Consider the following 16,354-nt stretch of genomic DNA (forward strand, 5'->3'; position numbering starts at 1 on the left):
TGCCGACAGCTATCGCTACCTGGCCGAATCGATCCGCATGCATCCGGGCCAGGAAAGCCTCAAAGCCCTTATGAAACAAAGTGGCTTCGGGCATGTGGACTATCACAATATGACTGGCGGCATTGTGGCGTTGCATGTTGGAATCAAGTGCTGAACTGACCCGATGGCCAAATTCAAACACGAAAAAATGGAATGAAGGGAACAAGTGCACTACTCAATGGAGAACGGAAGATGAAACTGTGGTCTGTAGTTTTGGTTGCAATGCTGGTGCTGGTGCACGTGGACGCCGATGCGAAACGCATGGGTGGCGGCAAGTCCTTCGGGCGGCAATCGTCGAACGTCACGCAGCGTGAAGCGGGCGGCCCCGGCGCCGCGCCCGCAGCGCCTGCGCAGAATGCCGCGACCGCAGCGCCGTCACGCCAACCGGGCTCGCCCAACGCAGCGGCTCCCGCTGCCGCGAAAAAGCCCTGGGGCGCGATGCTTGGCGGTCTTGCCGCCGGCCTGGGCCTGGCCTGGCTGGCCAGCTCGCTCGGCCTGGGCGAGGGCTTCGGCAATATTCTCCTGATCGCACTCCTGGCCATGGTCGTATTCGCCGTCATCCGCATGGTGCGCGCGCGCGCTTCCGGCGCGACCGCGCAGGCTTCGCCTTTCGCCTTCCAGGGCGCGGGCGGCGCCAGCCCGTCGCAGCCGGAAATGCCGCGCCAGTACAACCCGGAAAAGGTGGGCAATGACGCATCGGCCCGTCCGTTCGATCATGGCAACATGGCCTTCACGCCGGCCGCGTCCGCAGCGGGCGGCTCGATGATCGGCTCCGCGCTCGCGGGCTCGCAGAGCTGGGGCGTGCCCGAGGGCTTCGATACCGATGGCTTCCTGGCGGCTGCCAAGCGCAATTTCGTGACGCTGCAGGCAGCCTGGGACCGCGCGGACATCTCTTCGCTGCGCTCGATGATGACCGACGAGATGGTCTCCGAGATCCGCTCGCAGCTCAACGAGCGCGAAGCCCATCGCGGCGAGGGGCAGCCCAACCAGACCGACGTGGTGATGATCGAGGCGCAGCTCCTGGGCATCGAGGACGTGGGCGAGAGCTACATGGCAAGCGTCGAGTTCTCGGGCATGATCCGCGAAGAGCCCTCGGCCGGCCCCAGCCCGTTCCGCGAGGTCTGGAACATGACCAAGCCCAAGAGCGGCTCCAGCGGATGGCTGGTGGCGGGGGTTCAGGCCCTGCAATAGGCTTAGCAATAACCCCGGCGATACGCCCGGCGATAGAGGCCTGGATCTGCCAGGCCCGGTTTTCCAGCAGCGCCCTTTCCGCACAGGCGGGAAGGGCGTTTTTGTTTCATCAGGCCGGTTCCCGATGGTTTTTTCTCCAGATAAATCCGCGTTTGCGGGGCTATACCCGGCCCGGTCGATGGCCGCGGCCCCAGTTCGGGGAATAATCGGGGTTATGACACCAAAGACTCCTTTCCCCTTCCTGGATGGATTGTTCGAACGTGCGGCGGCCGGGCTTCAGCCGCCGCAATGGCTGGTGCACGAAGTGCAGCACCGCTGTGTGCTGTTCCTGAACCACGTTCTGATGCAGGAGCCCCAGGCCATGGAGCGGCTGGTGGCTCAAAGCGGACGCGTCGCGCGCGTGCAGTGGCGCGCCTATTCCATGACGCTGCAGATCACCCCCGCCGGATTGCTGGACCTCGCGCCCGCATCCGCGCCGCCTGACTTGCGCATCGAAGTCGTGGACACCTCGCCCTTCACGATCGCTCAGAGCGCCATGCGTGGCGACAGGCCGACCATCCTGATCGACGGGGACGTGAAATTCGCCGCGGAGATCAACTGGCTGGTGGACAACGTGCGCTGGGACGTGGAGGAAGACCTCGCGCGCGTCATTGGTGACGCGCCCGCGCATGCCATCAGCTCGGTGGCCGGCCGCGCCGCGCAGGCGCTGCGCAAGTTCGTGAATGCGATGCCGATGTCGCGCGGGGACGTTTGAGCATCATGAGTCGGTTCCTGCGCGGCTTCACGATTGTCTGGACCTGCCTGCGGTACGGGCTGGACGAACTGGTCCTCAACAGCTTCCAGAATCCGGTGCTCAGCCGCATCGCGCGATTCACCAGCTTCGGGCGCAAGCTCGACAACCCGCGCGGGCAGCGGCTGCGCGAGGCGCTGGAGAGCCTCGGGCCCATCTTCGTCAAATTCGGCCAGGTGCTCTCCACGCGCCGCGACCTGATGCCGCCGGATATCGCGGATGAGCTCGCATTGCTGCAGGACCGCGTGCCTCCGTTCGATCCCAACGTCGCGGTCGATACCATCGAGCGCTCCTTCCGCAGGCCGGTCGATGAAGTGTTCGTTTCGTTCGACCGCGTTCCGGTGGCGAGCGCTTCGATTGCGCAGGTGCACTTTGCCGTCATCCGAGACCGCGACGGGCGTGAGCGCGACGTCGCCGTGAAGGTGCTGCGCCCCGGCATGCTGGATGTGATCGACAAGGATCTGGCGCTCATGCGCATGATGGCCAACTGGGTGGAGAAACTCTCGAGCGATGGCAAGCGCCTCAAGCCCAGGCAGGTGGTGGCCGAGTTCGACAACTACCTGCACGACGAGCTCGACCTGATCCGCGAGGCGGCCAATGCCGCGCAGCTGCGCCGCAACATGGATGGACTCGACCTGGTCGAGATCCCGGAGGTGTTCTGGGATTTCTGCCATCCGCAGGTACTGGTGATGGAACGCATGAACGGCGTTCCGATCAACCAGGTCGAGAAGCTGCGAGACGCGGGTGTCGATATCCCCAAGCTCGCGCGCGACGGCGTCACCATTTTCTTCACGCAGGTCTTCCGCGACGGTTTCTTTCACGCCGACATGCATCCCGGCAACATCCAGGTGAGCCTGGATCCGGATACCTTTGGCCGCTACATTTCGCTCGATTTCGGCATCGTCGGCTCGCTCACCGAGTTCGACAAGGAATACCTCGCGCAGAATTTCACGGCGTTCTTCCGGCGCGACTACAAACGCGTTGCGGAACTGCACATCGAAAGCGGGTGGGTACCGGCCAACACGCGCGTGAACGAGCTCGAATCGGCGATCCGCGCGGTGTGCGAGCCTTACTTCGACCGCCCGCTCAAGGAAATCTCGCTGGGCATGGTGCTGCTGCGCCTGTTCCAGACGTCGCGGCGCTTCCAGGTGGAAATCCAGCCGCAGCTCGTGCTGCTGCAAAAGACGCTGCTCAACATCGAAGGCCTTGGCCGCCAGCTCGATCCGGAGCTTGACCTGTGGAGCACGGCCAAGCCATTCCTCGAGAAATGGATGCTCGATCAAATGGGGCCCAGGCGCATGTGGCGCGAGCTGCAGTCGCAGGCGCCCCTGTATGCCAAGCTGATTCCCCAGCTGCCGCGCCTGATGCACGACTTCCTGCAGCAAAAGCCCAAGGATTACGAGCGCGACCTGCAGGAGCTCCTGAGCGAGCAAAAGCGCACCAACCGCCTGCTGCAGCGCCTGGTCTTTGGCGGGGTCGGCTTCGTGCTCGGCCTGCTGGTCATGCAGATACTGATGCGCCTGCGTCTGTTTTACTGATAATCCCCCCTTTTCGTCCCACCCATACCTATCTTCCTCAGGAGTACCAGCGTGTTGCTCTTCATGGTGATCGCCTATCTGTTTGTCACCATCGGCATTGGCCTGTGGGCCGCGAAGCGGGTGAGGAATACGGCCGACTTCGCGATCGCGGGCCGCCATCTGCCGATGTACATGATCATCACCACCACCTTCGCCACGTGGTTTGGCTCGGAGATCGTGCTGGGGGTTCCCGCCAAGTTCATCGAAGGCGGCCTGAACGCCGTCGTGGAAGATCCGTTCGGCGCGGGCATGTGCCTGATTCTGGTCGGACTGTTCTTTGCGGGAAAGCTCTACCGCATGACGCTGCTGACCATCAGCGACTATTACCGCGAGCGCTATGGGCGTTTCATCGAGGTCGTGTGCTCGCTCATCATCATGCTGAGCTATCTCGGCTGGGTGTCGGCGCAGGTCACGGCGCTGGGCCTGGTGTTCAACCTGCTGTCGGGCGGCGTGATCAGCATTCCCTGGGGAATGACGATAGGCGTGTTGTCGATTCTGGCCTATACGCTCTGGGGCGGCATGTGGTCGGTGGCCGTGACGGACTTCATCCAGATGATCATTCTGGTGGTGGGACTGGTTGTGCTCTCGGTGTTCGCCAGCGACATGGCGGGCGGCGCGGGCAGGGTGATCGAACTGGCCACGAGCCGGGATCTCTTCAAGTTCTGGCCCGAACCGACCTGGCACGAGATCATCTTCTTCTTCGGCGCGGCCATCACCATGATGCTGGGCTCGATCCCGCAGCAGGACGTATTCCAGCGCGTGATGTCGGCCAACTCGGAGAAGGCGGCCGTGCGCGGCACGGTGATCGGCGGGACGGCCTATATCTTTTTTGCGTTCGTGCCGATGTTCCTCGTGTCGAGCGCGCTTCTCATCATGCCCGCAGAGACCGCGGCGCTGCTCAAGGACGACCCGCAGAAGGTGCTTCCCACCCTGGTGATGGAAAAAATGCCCATGGTCATGCAGGTCATGTTCTTTGGCGCGCTGCTTTCCGCGATCAAGTCCTGCGCCTCCGCGACGCTGCTGGCCCCGAGCGTGACGTTCACCGAAAACATCTGGCGCCAGTTCCGCCCCGAAAAGGTGAGCGACCGCGAAGTCCTGCTCGCCATGCGCATCAGCGTGCTGGTGTTCGCGGTGTGCGTGTTGGCATACTCCATCAAGATGGAGGGCACGCCCATCTATGAGCTGGTCTCCAGCGCCTATCAGGTGCCGCTGGTGGGCGCGTTCGTTCCGCTGGTCTTCGGCCTGTACTGGAAACGCGCGAGCACGCAGGGCGCGATTGCCGCCGTGGTGCTGGGCATCGGCGTCTGGCTCGTGTTCATGCTGACCCCGGTGCTGAACGAGGCGTTCCCGCAGCAGCTCGCCGGCGTGCTCGCCGCCGTGTTCGGCATGGTCGCCGGTTCGCTGATGCCGCAGATGGTGAGCAATACGCATGCAGGCCACCATCGGCTGGCGGGCGCGCAAGAAGCCGCCCCATGACGGGAAATGGGTGGCACCGCCTATAATTAAGGGTTTTGCATACCAGCATCTTTCGGTTACATGCCTATCTACGCCTACAAATGCAGCGCCTGCGGTTTCGCCAAGGACGTGCTGCAGAAATTCTCCGACGCGCCGCTCTCCCAATGTCCGGAATGCGCGGCGCAGGCGTTTTCCAAGCAGTTGACGGCTCCCGGTTTCCAGCTCAAGGGAACGGGCTGGTACGCCACGGATTTCAAGAACGGCGGCAGCGCGTCGGGCAAGGGCGGCAAGGCCGCGGATTCCTCGAGCGCAGCCCAGGGTGAGGGCGCCGCCGCGGCGCCAGCACCGGCACCGGCTGCAACCGCCGAGGCCAAGGCCTGATCGGGAAGATGATGTCTGCTCTAAGAAGGTGGCTTCTCACGGGTCTGCTGGTGATCGTGCCGGGCGTGATCACCGCATGGGTGCTCAGCTCGATTGTCTCGACGCTCGACCAGACGCTGCAGATCCTGCCCGGCGACTGGCAGCCCGACAAGGTGCTTGGCATGCACATTCCGGGCTTCGGCGTGCTGCTCACCTTGCTCATCCTGCTGGCCGTTGGCGCGCTGGCGAGCAATTTTGCCGGGCGCAAGCTGGTGGAATGGGGCGACCGGCTGGTGAGCCGCATTCCTGTCGTGCGGTCGATCTATTCAAGCGTCAAGCAGGTATCCGACACGCTTTTCTCCGAAAGCGGCAACGCGTTTCGCACGGCGGTGCTGGTGCAGTGGCCGCGCGAGGGCGTGTGGACCGTGGCGTTCGTGACCGGCGCGCCCACGGGCGAAGTGGCGGCATACTTGCGCGACGAGTTCGTCAGCGTCTATGTGCCGACGACGCCCAATCCGACCGGCGGCTATTTCGTGATGATGCGCAAGAGCGACTGCATTGAACTCGACATGAGCATCGATGCCGCGCTGAAATACATCGTGTCGATGGGCGTGGTGACTCCGCCGGACCCGATCGCCCACGATTCCACACAATAAACAAACATGCAATTGAAGCGCCCCATGAGGGTGCAGGAACTTTGACCATGGCAATGCGTACTGAATACTGCGGTCTCGTGACCGAGGCCCTGATGGGCCAAACCGTAACCCTGTGCGGCTGGGTGAACCGCCGCCGCGACCATGGTGGCGTGATCTTCATCGACCTGCGCGACCGCGAGGGCTATGTGCAGGTGGTCTGCGATCCCGACCGTCCCGAGATGTTCAAGGTGGCGGAAGACCTGCGCAACGAGTTCTGCGTGCAGGTCAAGGGCCTGGTGCGCGCGCGTCCCGAAGGCACCACGAATGACAAGCTCAAGAGCGGCCAGATCGAAGTGCTGTGCCACGAGCTCGTCGTGCTCAATGCGTCGGTGACACCGCCGTTCCAGCTCGACGACGAAAACCTGTCGGAGACCACGCGCCTGACGCACCGCGTCCTGGACCTGCGCCGCTCGTACATGCAGCGCAACATGATGCTGCGCTACAAGACGGCGATCCAGGTGCGCAACTATCTGGACAAGCTCGGCTTCATCGACATCGAGACCCCGATGCTCGGCAAGAGCACGCCCGAAGGCGCGCGCGACTATCTGGTGCCCAGCCGCGTGCATGACGGCGAGTTCTACGCGCTGCCGCAGTCGCCCCAGCTCTACAAGCAGATGCTGATGGTGGCGGGCTATGACCGCTACTACCAGATCACCAAGTGCTTCCGCGACGAAGACCTGCGCGCCGACCGCCAGCCCGAATTCACGCAGATCGACTGCGAGACGTCTTTCCTGAACGAAGAGGAAATCCGCGCGATCTTCCAGCAGATGATCGTCGAAGTGTTCAAGCAGCAACTCGACGTCGATCTGGGCGAATTCCCGATCATGACGTACCAGGACGCGGCGTTCCGCTTCGGCTCCGACAAGCCCGACCTGCGCGTGAAACTGGAGTTCACCGAGCTCACCGAGGTGATGAAGGACGTGGACTTCAAGGTGTTCTCCACGCCCGCGACGACCAAGGGCGGGCGCGTGGTGGCGCTGCGCGTTCCGGGCGGCGCGCAGATCTCGCGTGGCGAGATCGACGCCTACACCGATTTCGTGAAGATCTACGGAGCCAAGGGCCTGGCCTGGATCAAGGTGAATGAAGTCGCCAAGGGCCGTGACGGCCTGCAGTCGCCCATCGTCAAGAACCTGCATGACGCGGCGATCGCCGAAATCCTCAAGCGCACGGATGCGCAGGACGGCGACCTGCTCTTCTTCGGCGCCGACAAGGAGAAGATCGTCAACGACTCCATCGGCGCGCTGCGCCTGAAGGTCGGCCACAGCGAGTTCGGCAAGAAGAACGGCCTGTTCGAAAACAAGTGGGCGCCGCTGTGGGTGGTGGACTTCCCGATGTTCGAGCACGATGAGGAGGACGATCGCTGGGTTGCCGTTCACCATCCATTCACATCGCCCAAGGACGGCCACGAAGACCTCATGGATTCCGATCCCGGCAAGTGCATCGCCAAGGCCTACGACATGGTCCTCAACGGCTGGGAGCTGGGTGGCGGCTCGGTGCGTATCCACCGCGCCGACGTGCAAAGCAAGGTGTTTGCAGCGCTCAATATTTCCGCGGAAGACGCGCGCGCCAAGTTCGGCTACCTGCTCGATGCGCTGCAATACGGCGCGCCTCCGCACGGCGGCCTGGCATTCGGCCTGGACCGCCTGATCACGCTGATGACCGGCGCCGAGTCGATCCGCGACGTGATCGCCTTTCCCAAGACCCAGCGCGCGCAGGACCTGCTCACGCAGGCTCCGTCGCCGGTCGATGAAAAGCAGCTGCGGGAACTGCACATCAAGCTGCGCAATCCCACCCCGGCGCAGTAATTGCCGGGAAGCGCCGTTTCCGTGCCAAGGGCACGTGCGGCCGACGGAAAACGGTATAACGCCAAAGCCTTCGGGTTTTGGCGTTTTTTTATTGCTGATTCTGGCGGGCACGGCCCGGCGAGCGTCGGCATGCGCCTCGCCTGTCGTTCGAACGTATGTAAGCGCCAACTTAATGATGGAGGACCTGTGACCCAATGGAAGATTCCGCTGTCTGTGCTGGTGATCATTCATACCCGCGATCTGCGGGTGCTGCTGATGCGGCGCACGCAGGGCACGGGTGAGAGCGGCGAGGGCGCGCGCACGGAGTTCTGGCAGTCGGTGACGGGCAGCAAGGATGCGCCCGGCGAGCCATTCGAGTCGACCGCGCATCGTGAAGTGCTGGAGGAGACGGGCATTGACAGCGGGGCGCCAGGATGTACGCTGCGGGACTGGAACCTGGAGAACGTCTACAGCATCTATCCACAATGGCTGCACCGCTACGAGCCGGGGGTGCGTGAAAATACCGAGCGGGTTTTCAGCCTGGAAGTGCCGGAGGCGACCCGCGTCGTCTTGAATCCGCGGGAACACACTGCATATGAATGGAGGGACTGGCGGGAAGCTGCGGACAGGTGTTATTCGCCGTCGAACTCAGAAGCCATTCTTTGGCTGCCACGATTTGTCAGAAGATGAGCACAGAAATCCAAAGCGATACGCAGGGCGATCATTCAGGCATCCTGCGGGTCGCCACCTACAACATCCACAAGGGCGTTCAGGGACTGGGCCCGGCGCGCCGGCTGGAGATCCACAATCTCGGGCTCGCGGTCGAGCAACTGGATGCCGATATCGTCTGCCTCCAGGAAGTGCGCAAGATGAACCGCAAGGAGGCCCAGTACTTCGACCGCTGGCCCGACGTGCCGCAGGCGCAGTATCTCTCGCCAGAGGGCTATGAGGCGGTCTATCGCACCAACGCCTACACGCGCGACGGCGAGCACGGCAATGCCTTGCTCACGCGCTGGCCCGTGCTGGGCAGCAGCCACGAGGACATCTCCGACCATCGCTTCGAGCAGCGCGGGCTGCTGCACGTGGAAGTGGATTTCCAGGGCCAGCGGGTGCACACCATCGTCGTGCACCTGGGGCTGATCCACGAGAGCCGTATTCGCCAGGTGGCGAAGATCCAGCGCTTCATCGAGCGTGAAATTCCCAAGGATGCGCCGTTGATCGTCGCGGGCGATTTCAATGACTGGGGCTTTCAGATCAAGCGCATGCTTGCCGGTTTCGGCCTGTTCGAGTTCGACGAAGGCCGGCGCTCCAACACCTATCCCGCGCGCCTGCCGATGGTGCAGCTCGACCACGTCTATGTGCGTGGTCTCAGGCCCACGGGCCTGTATGTGCCCAATGGCCGTATCTGGTGGCGCATGTCGGACCATCTGCCGCTGATCGCGGAGTTCAGGCTTTGACGCAGGCGTCGTCGGCCCATACCGGCAAACGCGTGGTTCTCCAATCCGGGCACGAGGTCCGGCTGCTGCAGGGAACGCGCGAGTTCTTCCCCGCCCTCGTGGCGGACATGGATGAGGCCCGGGTCTGCATCCAGTTCGAGACCTACATCTTCGATGGCACGTCCAGCGGCAACGATATCGTGCAAGCCCTGATCCGCGCGGCCAGGCGCGGCGTGGAAGTGCGCCTCGCCGTCGATGGATTCGGCACGGGCGCGATCCCCGCACGGATGCGCGAGAGCTTCGAGGACGCGGGCGTGCAATTGCAGGTTTTTTCTGCCGTGAGCCAGCTGGCGCTCTTGCTTCCAAGGCATTGGCGCAGGCTGCACCGCAAGCTCTGCGTGGTCGACGACGAGGTGCTGTACTGCGGCGGCATCAACGTGCTGGATGATTTCTACGATCCTAATTACGGGACGCTGAAAGCGCCTCGGTTCGACTTTGCCGTGCGCGCGAAGGGCGCGCTCGTCGAGCAGGCGTCCGACAACATGGACAAGCTGTGGTGGCGCATGCGCGCGGTGCACGATGCGCGCCAGCGCCGCCTCTCGAGCGCCGTGGCCGATCTGCGCGCCGCAGGCGCCGCGCAAGGCGCGGCCAGGCGCTCCACCGCGAGGGCCAGGGGCATGCGCGCCGCGCTGCTGTTTCGCGACAACCTGCGCAACCGCGCCCGCATCGAAAAAGCGTACCTGCGCGCCATCGCCAACGCGCGCAAGGACATCATCATCGCCAATGCGTATTTCCTGCCTGGACGCAAGTTGCGGCGCGCGCTCAAGCTGGCATCGCAGCGCGGCGTGAACGTGCGGCTGCTGTTGCAGGGGCGGTATGAATACTTCATGCAATACCACGCGTCACGGCCCGTCTATGGCGCGTTGCTGGAGGCCGGGGTGCGGATCTATGAATACTCCCCCAGTTTCCTGCACGCGAAGGTGGCGGTCATCGATGCCTATGTCGAAAAGCCATGGGCCACGGTGGGCTCGTCCAACCTGGAGCCGCTTTCGCTGCTGCTGGCGCGCGAGGCCAACGTGGTGGTCGAGGACGCGGCCTTCGCGCAGGATCTGCATCGGCGGCTGGAGCGGGCCATGGCCGAGTCCGGCGAGCAGATGGATCCCCTGAGCTTTGCCGCCCGGCCGCTGCGCCAGCGCGTGCTCGACCATATTGCGTCGGCCATCATGCGCACCTTGATCTGGGTGACCGGCAACCGGTATTGAATACGGTCGATCGCGCTATCGAATTGCAAGCGCAAGGAATCGGCTGAACAGGCTCCGCGCGGCAAAGAACCGCATCGCACGATGGCCCGCATTCGCTGGTACCATGCCTGCATGTCACAAGAACCGGACACCGAATCCCAGAACGCCGGGGCGCAGGCCGACGAAGGCACGCCTGTTTCCGTGAAGATTCGTGAGCGCCTTGCCGCCGCGCGCAAGCGATTTCATGCCAACGACAATATCTCCGAGTTCATCGAGCCCGGGGAGCTGGAGTTGCTGCTCGATGAGGTCGAGCAGAAAATGCAGACGGTGCTAGACAGCATGGTCATCGACACGCAGGGCGATCACAACACCCAGAACACGGCGCGCCGCGTGGCGAAGATGTACATCAACGAGGTGTTCAAGGGCCGCTATGTGGAGCCCCCGAGGATCACCGAGTTTCCGAACGCGGAGCATCTCAACGAGCTGATGATCGTCGGCCCGATCACCGTGCGCAGCGCCTGCAGCCACCATTTCTGTCCGGTCATCGGCAAGATCTGGATCGGCGTGCTGCCCAACGAGCACACCAACGTGATCGGCCTGTCGAAGTACGCGCGGCTCGTGGACTGGGTCATGGGCCGTCCGCAGATCCAGGAAGAGGCCGTGGTGCAGCTCGCCGATCTCATCATGGAGAAAACGCAGCCCGACGGACTCGCCGTGGTGATGGAAGCATCCCACTTCTGCATGTCCTGGCGCGGCGTGCGCGAGATGAACAGCAAGATGATCAACTCGGTGATGCGTGGCGTATTCCTCACCAATCCCACGCTGCGCCGCGAGTTTCTGTCACTGATTCCCGGAAGGAAGTAAGCCATGCTGGTGCGTTTGCTGTATGTGAGCCGTGCGGTGGATACCTCGCCCGCGGCGATTGAAGCCATCCTCACGCAATCGCGGTCGCACAACCCGGCCAGCGGCATCACCGGCGTGCTGTGCTATGGCGGCGGCATTTTCCTGCAGGCCATCGAAGGCGGCCGCTCCACGGTCAGCGAGCTGTATGGCTCGATCCAGGCGGACCCGAGGCACAAGGACGTGGAACTGCTGTCGTTCGAGGAAATCTCCGAGCGCCGCTTCGGCGGCTGGACCATGGGGCATGTGAACCTGGCCAAGCTCAATCACTCGATCGTGCTGAAGTATTCCGAGCGGCCGGAGTTCGACCCCTACGCCACATCGGGCAAGGTGTCGTTCGCGCTGCTCGAAGAGCTGATGGCCACCGCATCGGTCATCGGGCGGGCCTGAGCTGAGGCGGCGTGGCTTGCCACGCCCCGCGCGCATCGCCCGCTCCCACGCTTTCACGCTCCCGGGGGCCATGCCCAGGGGAAGCCTTGCTGGCGAGGCCTTCGCCTTCGCGGCCATGCCGCGAGCATCACGGATAACGAACTACACGCATGTCTTTGACAGCTTTTGGCCTGATCATCCTGGCCGGCCTGATCCACGCGGGATGGAACATCGCCGCGAAACGTGCTGGCGGCGATGCGCGCTTTGCGTTCTTCACGTCGATTCTCAACATGGCGGTGTGGGCGCCGCTCGGCTGGTGGCTGGGCCGCGACGCGGTGCCGCTGTGGGGCGCGAGGGAGTGGGGCATCGTGGCCGTCAGCGGCCTGCTGCATGTGCTGTATTACGTGGTGCTGCTGCGCGGCTACCGCAAGGCCGATCTCACCGTGGTGTATCCGTTGGCACGCGGCACGGGGCCGCTGCTGTCCTCCATGGTGGCCATTACCTTTCTTGGCGAACACCTCTCGGCGCTTGGCGCGCTGGGCGTGGCGGGCGTCGTGGGCGGCGTCTTCCTGATCGCGGGAGGGCCGGGGCTGCTGCGTGCCGCGAAAGATCCCGCGGCCCGCTCGCAGGTGCATAAGGGCATGCTCTACGGGGTGCTCACCGGTGTGTTCATCGCGTCGTACACAGTGGTGGACGGCTATGCGGTCAAGGCGATGCTGCTGTCGCCCATTCTCGTGGACTACATGGGCAACCTGGCGCGCATCGCGCTGCTGTCGCCGGTGGCGCTGCGCAGGCCGCGCGAGCTTGCGCCGCTTTGGCGGGCGCAGTGGAAATACGCATTGCTCGTCGCGGCCGTGAGCCCCGTCGCCTACGTGCTGGTGCTGTACGCGATGCAGAGCGCGCCCATGTCGCACGTGGCTCCCGCGCGTGAAGTCTCGATGCTGTTCGCGGCGCTGATCGGCGGACATCTGCTCAAGGAAGGTGATCGCAAGGCACGCATCTTCGGCGCGGTACTGATCGCCGCAGGCGTGACCGCGCTGGGGCTGGGCTGATGCGCGAGCAGCCGCAACTCGTCGGCTGCGACTTCTCCAGCAGCCCGTCGCGCCGCAAGCCGATCGTCATCGCGCGCGGGGAGTGGCTGGCGAATCCGGATGCGGCACAGGTCATTCGCCTCGCGGCTCTCGAGCGCTGCGCGAGCCTGGATGAATTTTCGCTCTGGCTTGCGGAGCCCGGCGTGTGGGTGGGAGGCTTCGATTTGCCTTTCGGGCTGCCGCGCGAGCTGGTGGCTGCCCTGCGGTGGCCCGGGCAATGGCTGGAGTGCATGCGGCACTTCGCGTCGCTGAGCCGCGCGCAGATCCGGGATCTCTTCGCTGCCTTCTGCGCTTCGCGGCCCGTGGGCGGAAAATTCGCGCATCGAGAAACCGACGGGCCCGCGGGGTCCAGCCCCTCCATGAAATGGGTGAATCCGCCTGTCGCGTTCATGATGCACGCGGGTGTGCCGCTGCTGCTGAAGGCGGGCGTTCATCTGCCGGGCCTGCATGAAGGCGACCGCAGCCGCGTCGCGCTGGAGGCTTATCCGGGCTGGCTTGCACGCCAGCTCATCGGGCGCGCCAGCTACAAGAGCGATGACAAGGCGCGGCAGACGCCGCAGCGCGCGGCCGCGCGCAGGCGACTGGCGGAGTCGATCGAGCAGCCGCTGGACATGCTGGGCGGCCTGCGCGTTCAGTTGACGCCGCCGCAGCGCATACAGATCGAAGCCGATGCCAGCGGCGACAGCATCGACGCCGTGCTGTGCATGATCACGGCGGGGTGGGCGTATCGCCAGCATCTCGCGGGTGATGCAGGGTACGGACTGCCGCGCGGCATGGATCGGCTCGAGGGCTGGATCGCCGGAGTTCAGCCCCAATGCAGCAGCAGGGAATGATCGCCGGTGAAGCTGATCCTGCCTTGCAACTGATCCGCAAGGCATTGCAGCCTGAAGCGGTCGATGGGCGGCGTGCCGAGCTGGCTTTTTGCGCCAGCCGCTTCCGGTATGCCGGCGCCGGGGCGGCCCGGCGTGCCTGAAACGCGGATCCCGTTTTCCTCGGGAGTGACGGCGATGCGTTGCGCGGCGCTGCCGGCGCCTTCGGCAAGGTGGTAGATGCCGGCCAGCAGCAGGTATGTCAGCGGCTGCGGCGGGAGGCTCAGCGTGGGCCATGGAGCATCCTCGGGCAGGGGCTCGGTTTCGATGCCGCGCAGTGAGAGAAAAGGCCGCGCGAGCTCCCAGATCTCCGCAACCAGGGAATGCGCGTTCAGCGCTTCGCTCGTCGGCTTGTCCCAGTGCCTGAGCCTGCGAAGACCGGCGCCGAGATCGCCGATGCCGCTGTCCAGCGCATCCACGCGCTGCATCAGGCCGTCGCGCTCCACCGCTGATCCTTCGCTCAGCTCCAGCCTGCGCTTGATGACGGCCACACCCATGCGCAGCACGGAGACGGAGCCCGCGAGGTCGTGCCGCAGGGCCGGCATGGTGCGCGAGAGCACGGCGTGTCGGACGCCGGCTGCCACCCAGGCGGAGGTATCGGCTGTTTCGGTATTCTTCATCGTCATGAATGGTGTGTTGCGGTATGTAACATTCCCGCAGGGCCATTCTGACGGCAGCCCGGCACGCGCAGCAATACCTGATGAGCAAGGACCGTGGTTGTCCTACATGTTCATGCGATCCGGCGTCATCGGCCGTCGATTCAATCGGCCTTGATGTTTTCCTTGCGGATGATCTCGCCGAAGTATCCGGCATCATCGTGAACGCGTCTGGCGAACGTTTGCGGATCTTCGAAATCTGCATACATGGATGCGGCCTGCAGCGGCCCTTTCACCGCGTCGGACGCCATCACCTTCCGCGCTTCCCGCGCCATGCGGGCGACGATGTTTTCGGGAACGCCCCTGGGAGCGAAGATGCCGAACCAGCTCGATGCGTTGTTGTCGAAGCCTTGTTCCCGCAGCGTGGGCAGATCAGGCAGCAGCGGATTGCGGATCGGACTGACGGTCGCAAGACCCTTGAGCTGGCCGGACTTCACGTAGGGCGCGGGAACCGGGTCGTACATCACGTCGATGCGGCCGCCCAGCATGTCGTTGGCCGCTTCCACCGCGCCTTTGTAGGGAACGTGGACCACGTCGATGCCCGTTTGCTTGTGCAGCAGCACGCCCGTGAGGTGAACGATCGAGCCGACGCCGTTCGATCCAAACGTGAACTTGCCGGGCTGGGCCCTGGCCGCGGCGACGAACTCCCGGTAGTCATTGAAGGGAGCGTCCTTGCGCGCCGAAACGAGTCCATAGGACGAGCTGAGCTTGGCGACGGGAACAAAGCTGTCCGCGCCATAGCGCAGCTTCTTGAGCCACGGCGCGATGGTCACCGCCGCCATGGGCGCCACGAGGAATGTGTGGCCATCGGGAACCGCCTGCGCGGCGTATTCGGTGCCTAGCGTGGCGCCCGCGCCGGGCTTGTTCTCCACGATGATGGATTGGCCCAGTCCCTGTCCGATCCCCTGCGCGACCAGGCGCGTGATGATGTCCGATGAGCCGCCCGGAGGATAGGGCGTGATGAAGCGGATGGGCTTGTCGGGCCAGCTCTTCGCATCCTGCGCGAAGGCGGCCCGGCAGGTGCCCAGGGCGGCCAATGCCGGAGGCATCAGCACGAAGCGGCGGCGCTGCGGGTTCATGGAAGGCTCCTGTGCGTGTGGGAATGAAGATGGGCGCCGTGCTCACTTCCCCTGGAAGCGGGCCGGGCGCTTTTCCTTGAATGAGGCGATGCCTTCATTGATGTCTTCGCTGTTGGCGATGGCGTCCAGCATGCGGCGCTGCGGGTAGTACTGTTCTGTCGGGGATCGGGGCAGCGTGTTGCGGGCAATGGACTTCATGGCCCGCACCACCAGCGGCGCGTTGCGCGCGATCTTCGCCGCCAGCTCCATGGCGGCGGCCTTGCCCTGGCCCTTGGGAGCGATGCGGTTGACCATTCCGATCTCGTATGCGCGCTGGGCGGCCATGGGGTCGCCCGTCAGCAACCATTCAAGGCCCGCCTTGTATTGCATGCGCGGCGGAAATCCCGCCATCACGCCAGCGAATGCGCCGATCTTGGCCTCGGGGTAGATGAACTGGGACTGCTCTTCCGCGACCGCCATGTCGGCGAGCATCACGATGGTGGCTCCGGCGCCGACGGTGAATCCGTTCACGGCGCAGATGATGGGCTTGTCCGTGGGCACTGAAAGATTGGGCATCGAAAGCCAGATGTCGCGCGGCATGTCCTTGAGGTCGGCGCCCGCGCAGAAGGCCGAATCGCCGGCCGCGGCGAGCACGGCGACGCGGTCGCCGTCATCGTCGGCGAAGCGCTGCCATGCGGCATGCAGGCCCTGTACGACTTCATTGTTGATCGCGTTGCGCGCGTCCGGGCGGTTGATGGTGATGAGGGCAATGCCGTCTAGGGATTCATAGAGGATGGCGGACATGGTCTGGAAGTCTCCTTTGGTGGATGATGGCTGCGTGGC

18 protein-coding genes are annotated in these 16,354 nt (G+C 64.2%); 15 read left to right on the forward strand and 3 right to left on the reverse strand.

Translation table 11 applies throughout. From position 1 onward, the window contains the following. The 15 genes from ABWP92_RS05605 to ABWP92_RS05675 all read left to right on the forward strand — a co-directional run. Window positions 1–154, forward strand: a 154-nt coding sequence (locus ABWP92_RS05605; RefSeq protein ID WP_353234409.1) for a class I SAM-dependent methyltransferase, incomplete at its 5' end; no start/stop codon positions are given. Window positions 155–231: 77 nt separating this feature from the next. After that, window positions 232–1,230: a Tim44 domain-containing protein gene (locus ABWP92_RS05610; RefSeq protein WP_353234378.1), complete on the forward strand. Its 999-nt coding sequence runs from the start codon at window positions 232–234 to the stop codon at window positions 1,228–1,230. A gap of 214 nt (window positions 1,231–1,444) precedes the next feature. Continuing rightward, a complete protein-coding gene (locus tag ABWP92_RS05615) occupies window positions 1,445–1,984 on the forward strand; it encodes a hypothetical protein (RefSeq protein WP_353234379.1) in 540 nt (179 codons plus the stop codon). Window positions 1,985–1,989: 5 nt separating this feature from the next. Beyond that, on the forward strand, window positions 1,990–3,558 hold the full coding sequence (ubiB, locus tag ABWP92_RS05620; protein WP_353234380.1) for a ubiquinone biosynthesis regulatory protein kinase UbiB: 1,569 nt from the start codon (window positions 1,990–1,992) through the stop codon (window positions 3,556–3,558). 51 nt (window positions 3,559–3,609) lie between these two features. Continuing rightward, window positions 3,610–5,073, forward strand: a complete 1,464-nt coding sequence (locus tag ABWP92_RS05625; RefSeq protein WP_353234381.1) for a high affinity choline transporter 1 — start codon at window positions 3,610–3,612, stop codon at window positions 5,071–5,073. A gap of 60 nt (window positions 5,074–5,133) precedes the next feature. Beyond that, complete coding sequence (locus ABWP92_RS05630; protein WP_353234382.1) at window positions 5,134–5,433, forward strand: FmdB family zinc ribbon protein; 300 nt, start codon at window positions 5,134–5,136, stop codon at window positions 5,431–5,433. An 11-nt stretch (window positions 5,434–5,444) separates the two neighbouring features. Then, a complete protein-coding gene (locus tag ABWP92_RS05635) occupies window positions 5,445–6,068 on the forward strand; it encodes a DUF502 domain-containing protein (RefSeq protein WP_353234383.1) in 624 nt (207 codons plus the stop codon). A 47-nt stretch (window positions 6,069–6,115) separates the two neighbouring features. Then, on the forward strand, window positions 6,116–7,912 hold the full coding sequence (aspS, locus tag ABWP92_RS05640) for an aspartate--tRNA ligase (RefSeq protein WP_353234384.1): 1,797 nt from the start codon (window positions 6,116–6,118) through the stop codon (window positions 7,910–7,912). A 186-nt stretch (window positions 7,913–8,098) separates the two neighbouring features. Beyond that, window positions 8,099–8,581, forward strand: coding sequence for a dihydroneopterin triphosphate diphosphatase (nudB, locus tag ABWP92_RS05645; protein WP_353234385.1), 483 nt, complete (start codon window positions 8,099–8,101; stop codon window positions 8,579–8,581). Continuing rightward, window positions 8,578–9,348 carry an endonuclease/exonuclease/phosphatase family protein gene (locus tag ABWP92_RS05650; protein WP_353234386.1) on the forward strand — a complete coding sequence of 257 codons (771 nt, stop codon included), beginning with the start codon at window positions 8,578–8,580 and terminating at the stop codon, window positions 9,346–9,348. The genes nudB and ABWP92_RS05650 overlap by 4 nt, the downstream gene beginning before the upstream one ends. A 32-nt stretch (window positions 9,349–9,380) precedes the next feature. Further along, window positions 9,381–10,589, forward strand: coding sequence for a cardiolipin synthase ClsB (gene clsB / locus ABWP92_RS05655; protein ID WP_353234387.1), 1,209 nt, complete (start codon window positions 9,381–9,383; stop codon window positions 10,587–10,589). A gap of 111 nt (window positions 10,590–10,700) precedes the next feature. Beyond that, entirely contained in the window at window positions 10,701–11,432 is a 732-nt protein-coding gene (gene folE, locus ABWP92_RS05660) for a GTP cyclohydrolase I (RefSeq protein ID WP_353234388.1), read from the forward strand. A 3-nt stretch (window positions 11,433–11,435) separates the two neighbouring features. Beyond that, on the forward strand, window positions 11,436–11,858 hold the full coding sequence (locus tag ABWP92_RS05665; RefSeq protein ID WP_353234389.1) for a BLUF domain-containing protein: 423 nt from the start codon (window positions 11,436–11,438) through the stop codon (window positions 11,856–11,858). Window positions 11,859–12,007: 149 nt separating this feature from the next. After that, window positions 12,008–12,889 (forward strand): EamA family transporter, encoded by an 882-nt coding sequence (locus ABWP92_RS05670; protein ID WP_353234390.1) that lies wholly within the window; start codon window positions 12,008–12,010, stop codon window positions 12,887–12,889. Further along, the gene (locus ABWP92_RS05675) at window positions 12,889–13,761 is read left to right on the forward strand and encodes a DUF429 domain-containing protein (RefSeq protein ID WP_353234391.1); all 873 of its coding nucleotides are present in this window, start codon (window positions 12,889–12,891) and stop codon (window positions 13,759–13,761) included. Before ABWP92_RS05670 ends, ABWP92_RS05675 begins: the two co-directional genes overlap by 1 nt. On the opposite strand, the gene ABWP92_RS05680 is transcribed toward ABWP92_RS05675, so the two are convergent. The 3 genes from ABWP92_RS05680 to ABWP92_RS05690 form a co-directional block, all read right to left on the reverse strand. After that, a complete protein-coding gene (locus ABWP92_RS05680; protein WP_353234392.1) occupies window positions 13,734–14,423 on the reverse strand; it encodes a hypothetical protein in 690 nt (229 codons plus the stop codon). The two genes, ABWP92_RS05675 and ABWP92_RS05680, sit on opposite strands and share 28 nt — an antisense overlap. Window positions 14,424–14,557: 134 nt before the next feature. Further along, entirely contained in the window at window positions 14,558–15,532 is a 975-nt protein-coding gene (locus ABWP92_RS05685; RefSeq protein ID WP_353234393.1) for a Bug family tripartite tricarboxylate transporter substrate binding protein, read from the reverse strand. A gap of 42 nt (window positions 15,533–15,574) precedes the next feature. Continuing rightward, window positions 15,575–16,315, reverse strand: a complete 741-nt coding sequence (locus tag ABWP92_RS05690) for an enoyl-CoA hydratase/isomerase family protein (RefSeq protein ID WP_353234394.1) — start codon at window positions 16,313–16,315, stop codon at window positions 15,575–15,577. Window positions 16,316–16,354: the final 39 nt, after the last annotated feature.

Origin of the sequence: Diaphorobacter ruginosibacter, from assembly GCF_040396215.1 — a bacterium.
GTDB lineage: Bacteria > Pseudomonadota > Gammaproteobacteria > Burkholderiales > Burkholderiaceae_C > Diaphorobacter_A > Diaphorobacter_A ruginosibacter_A.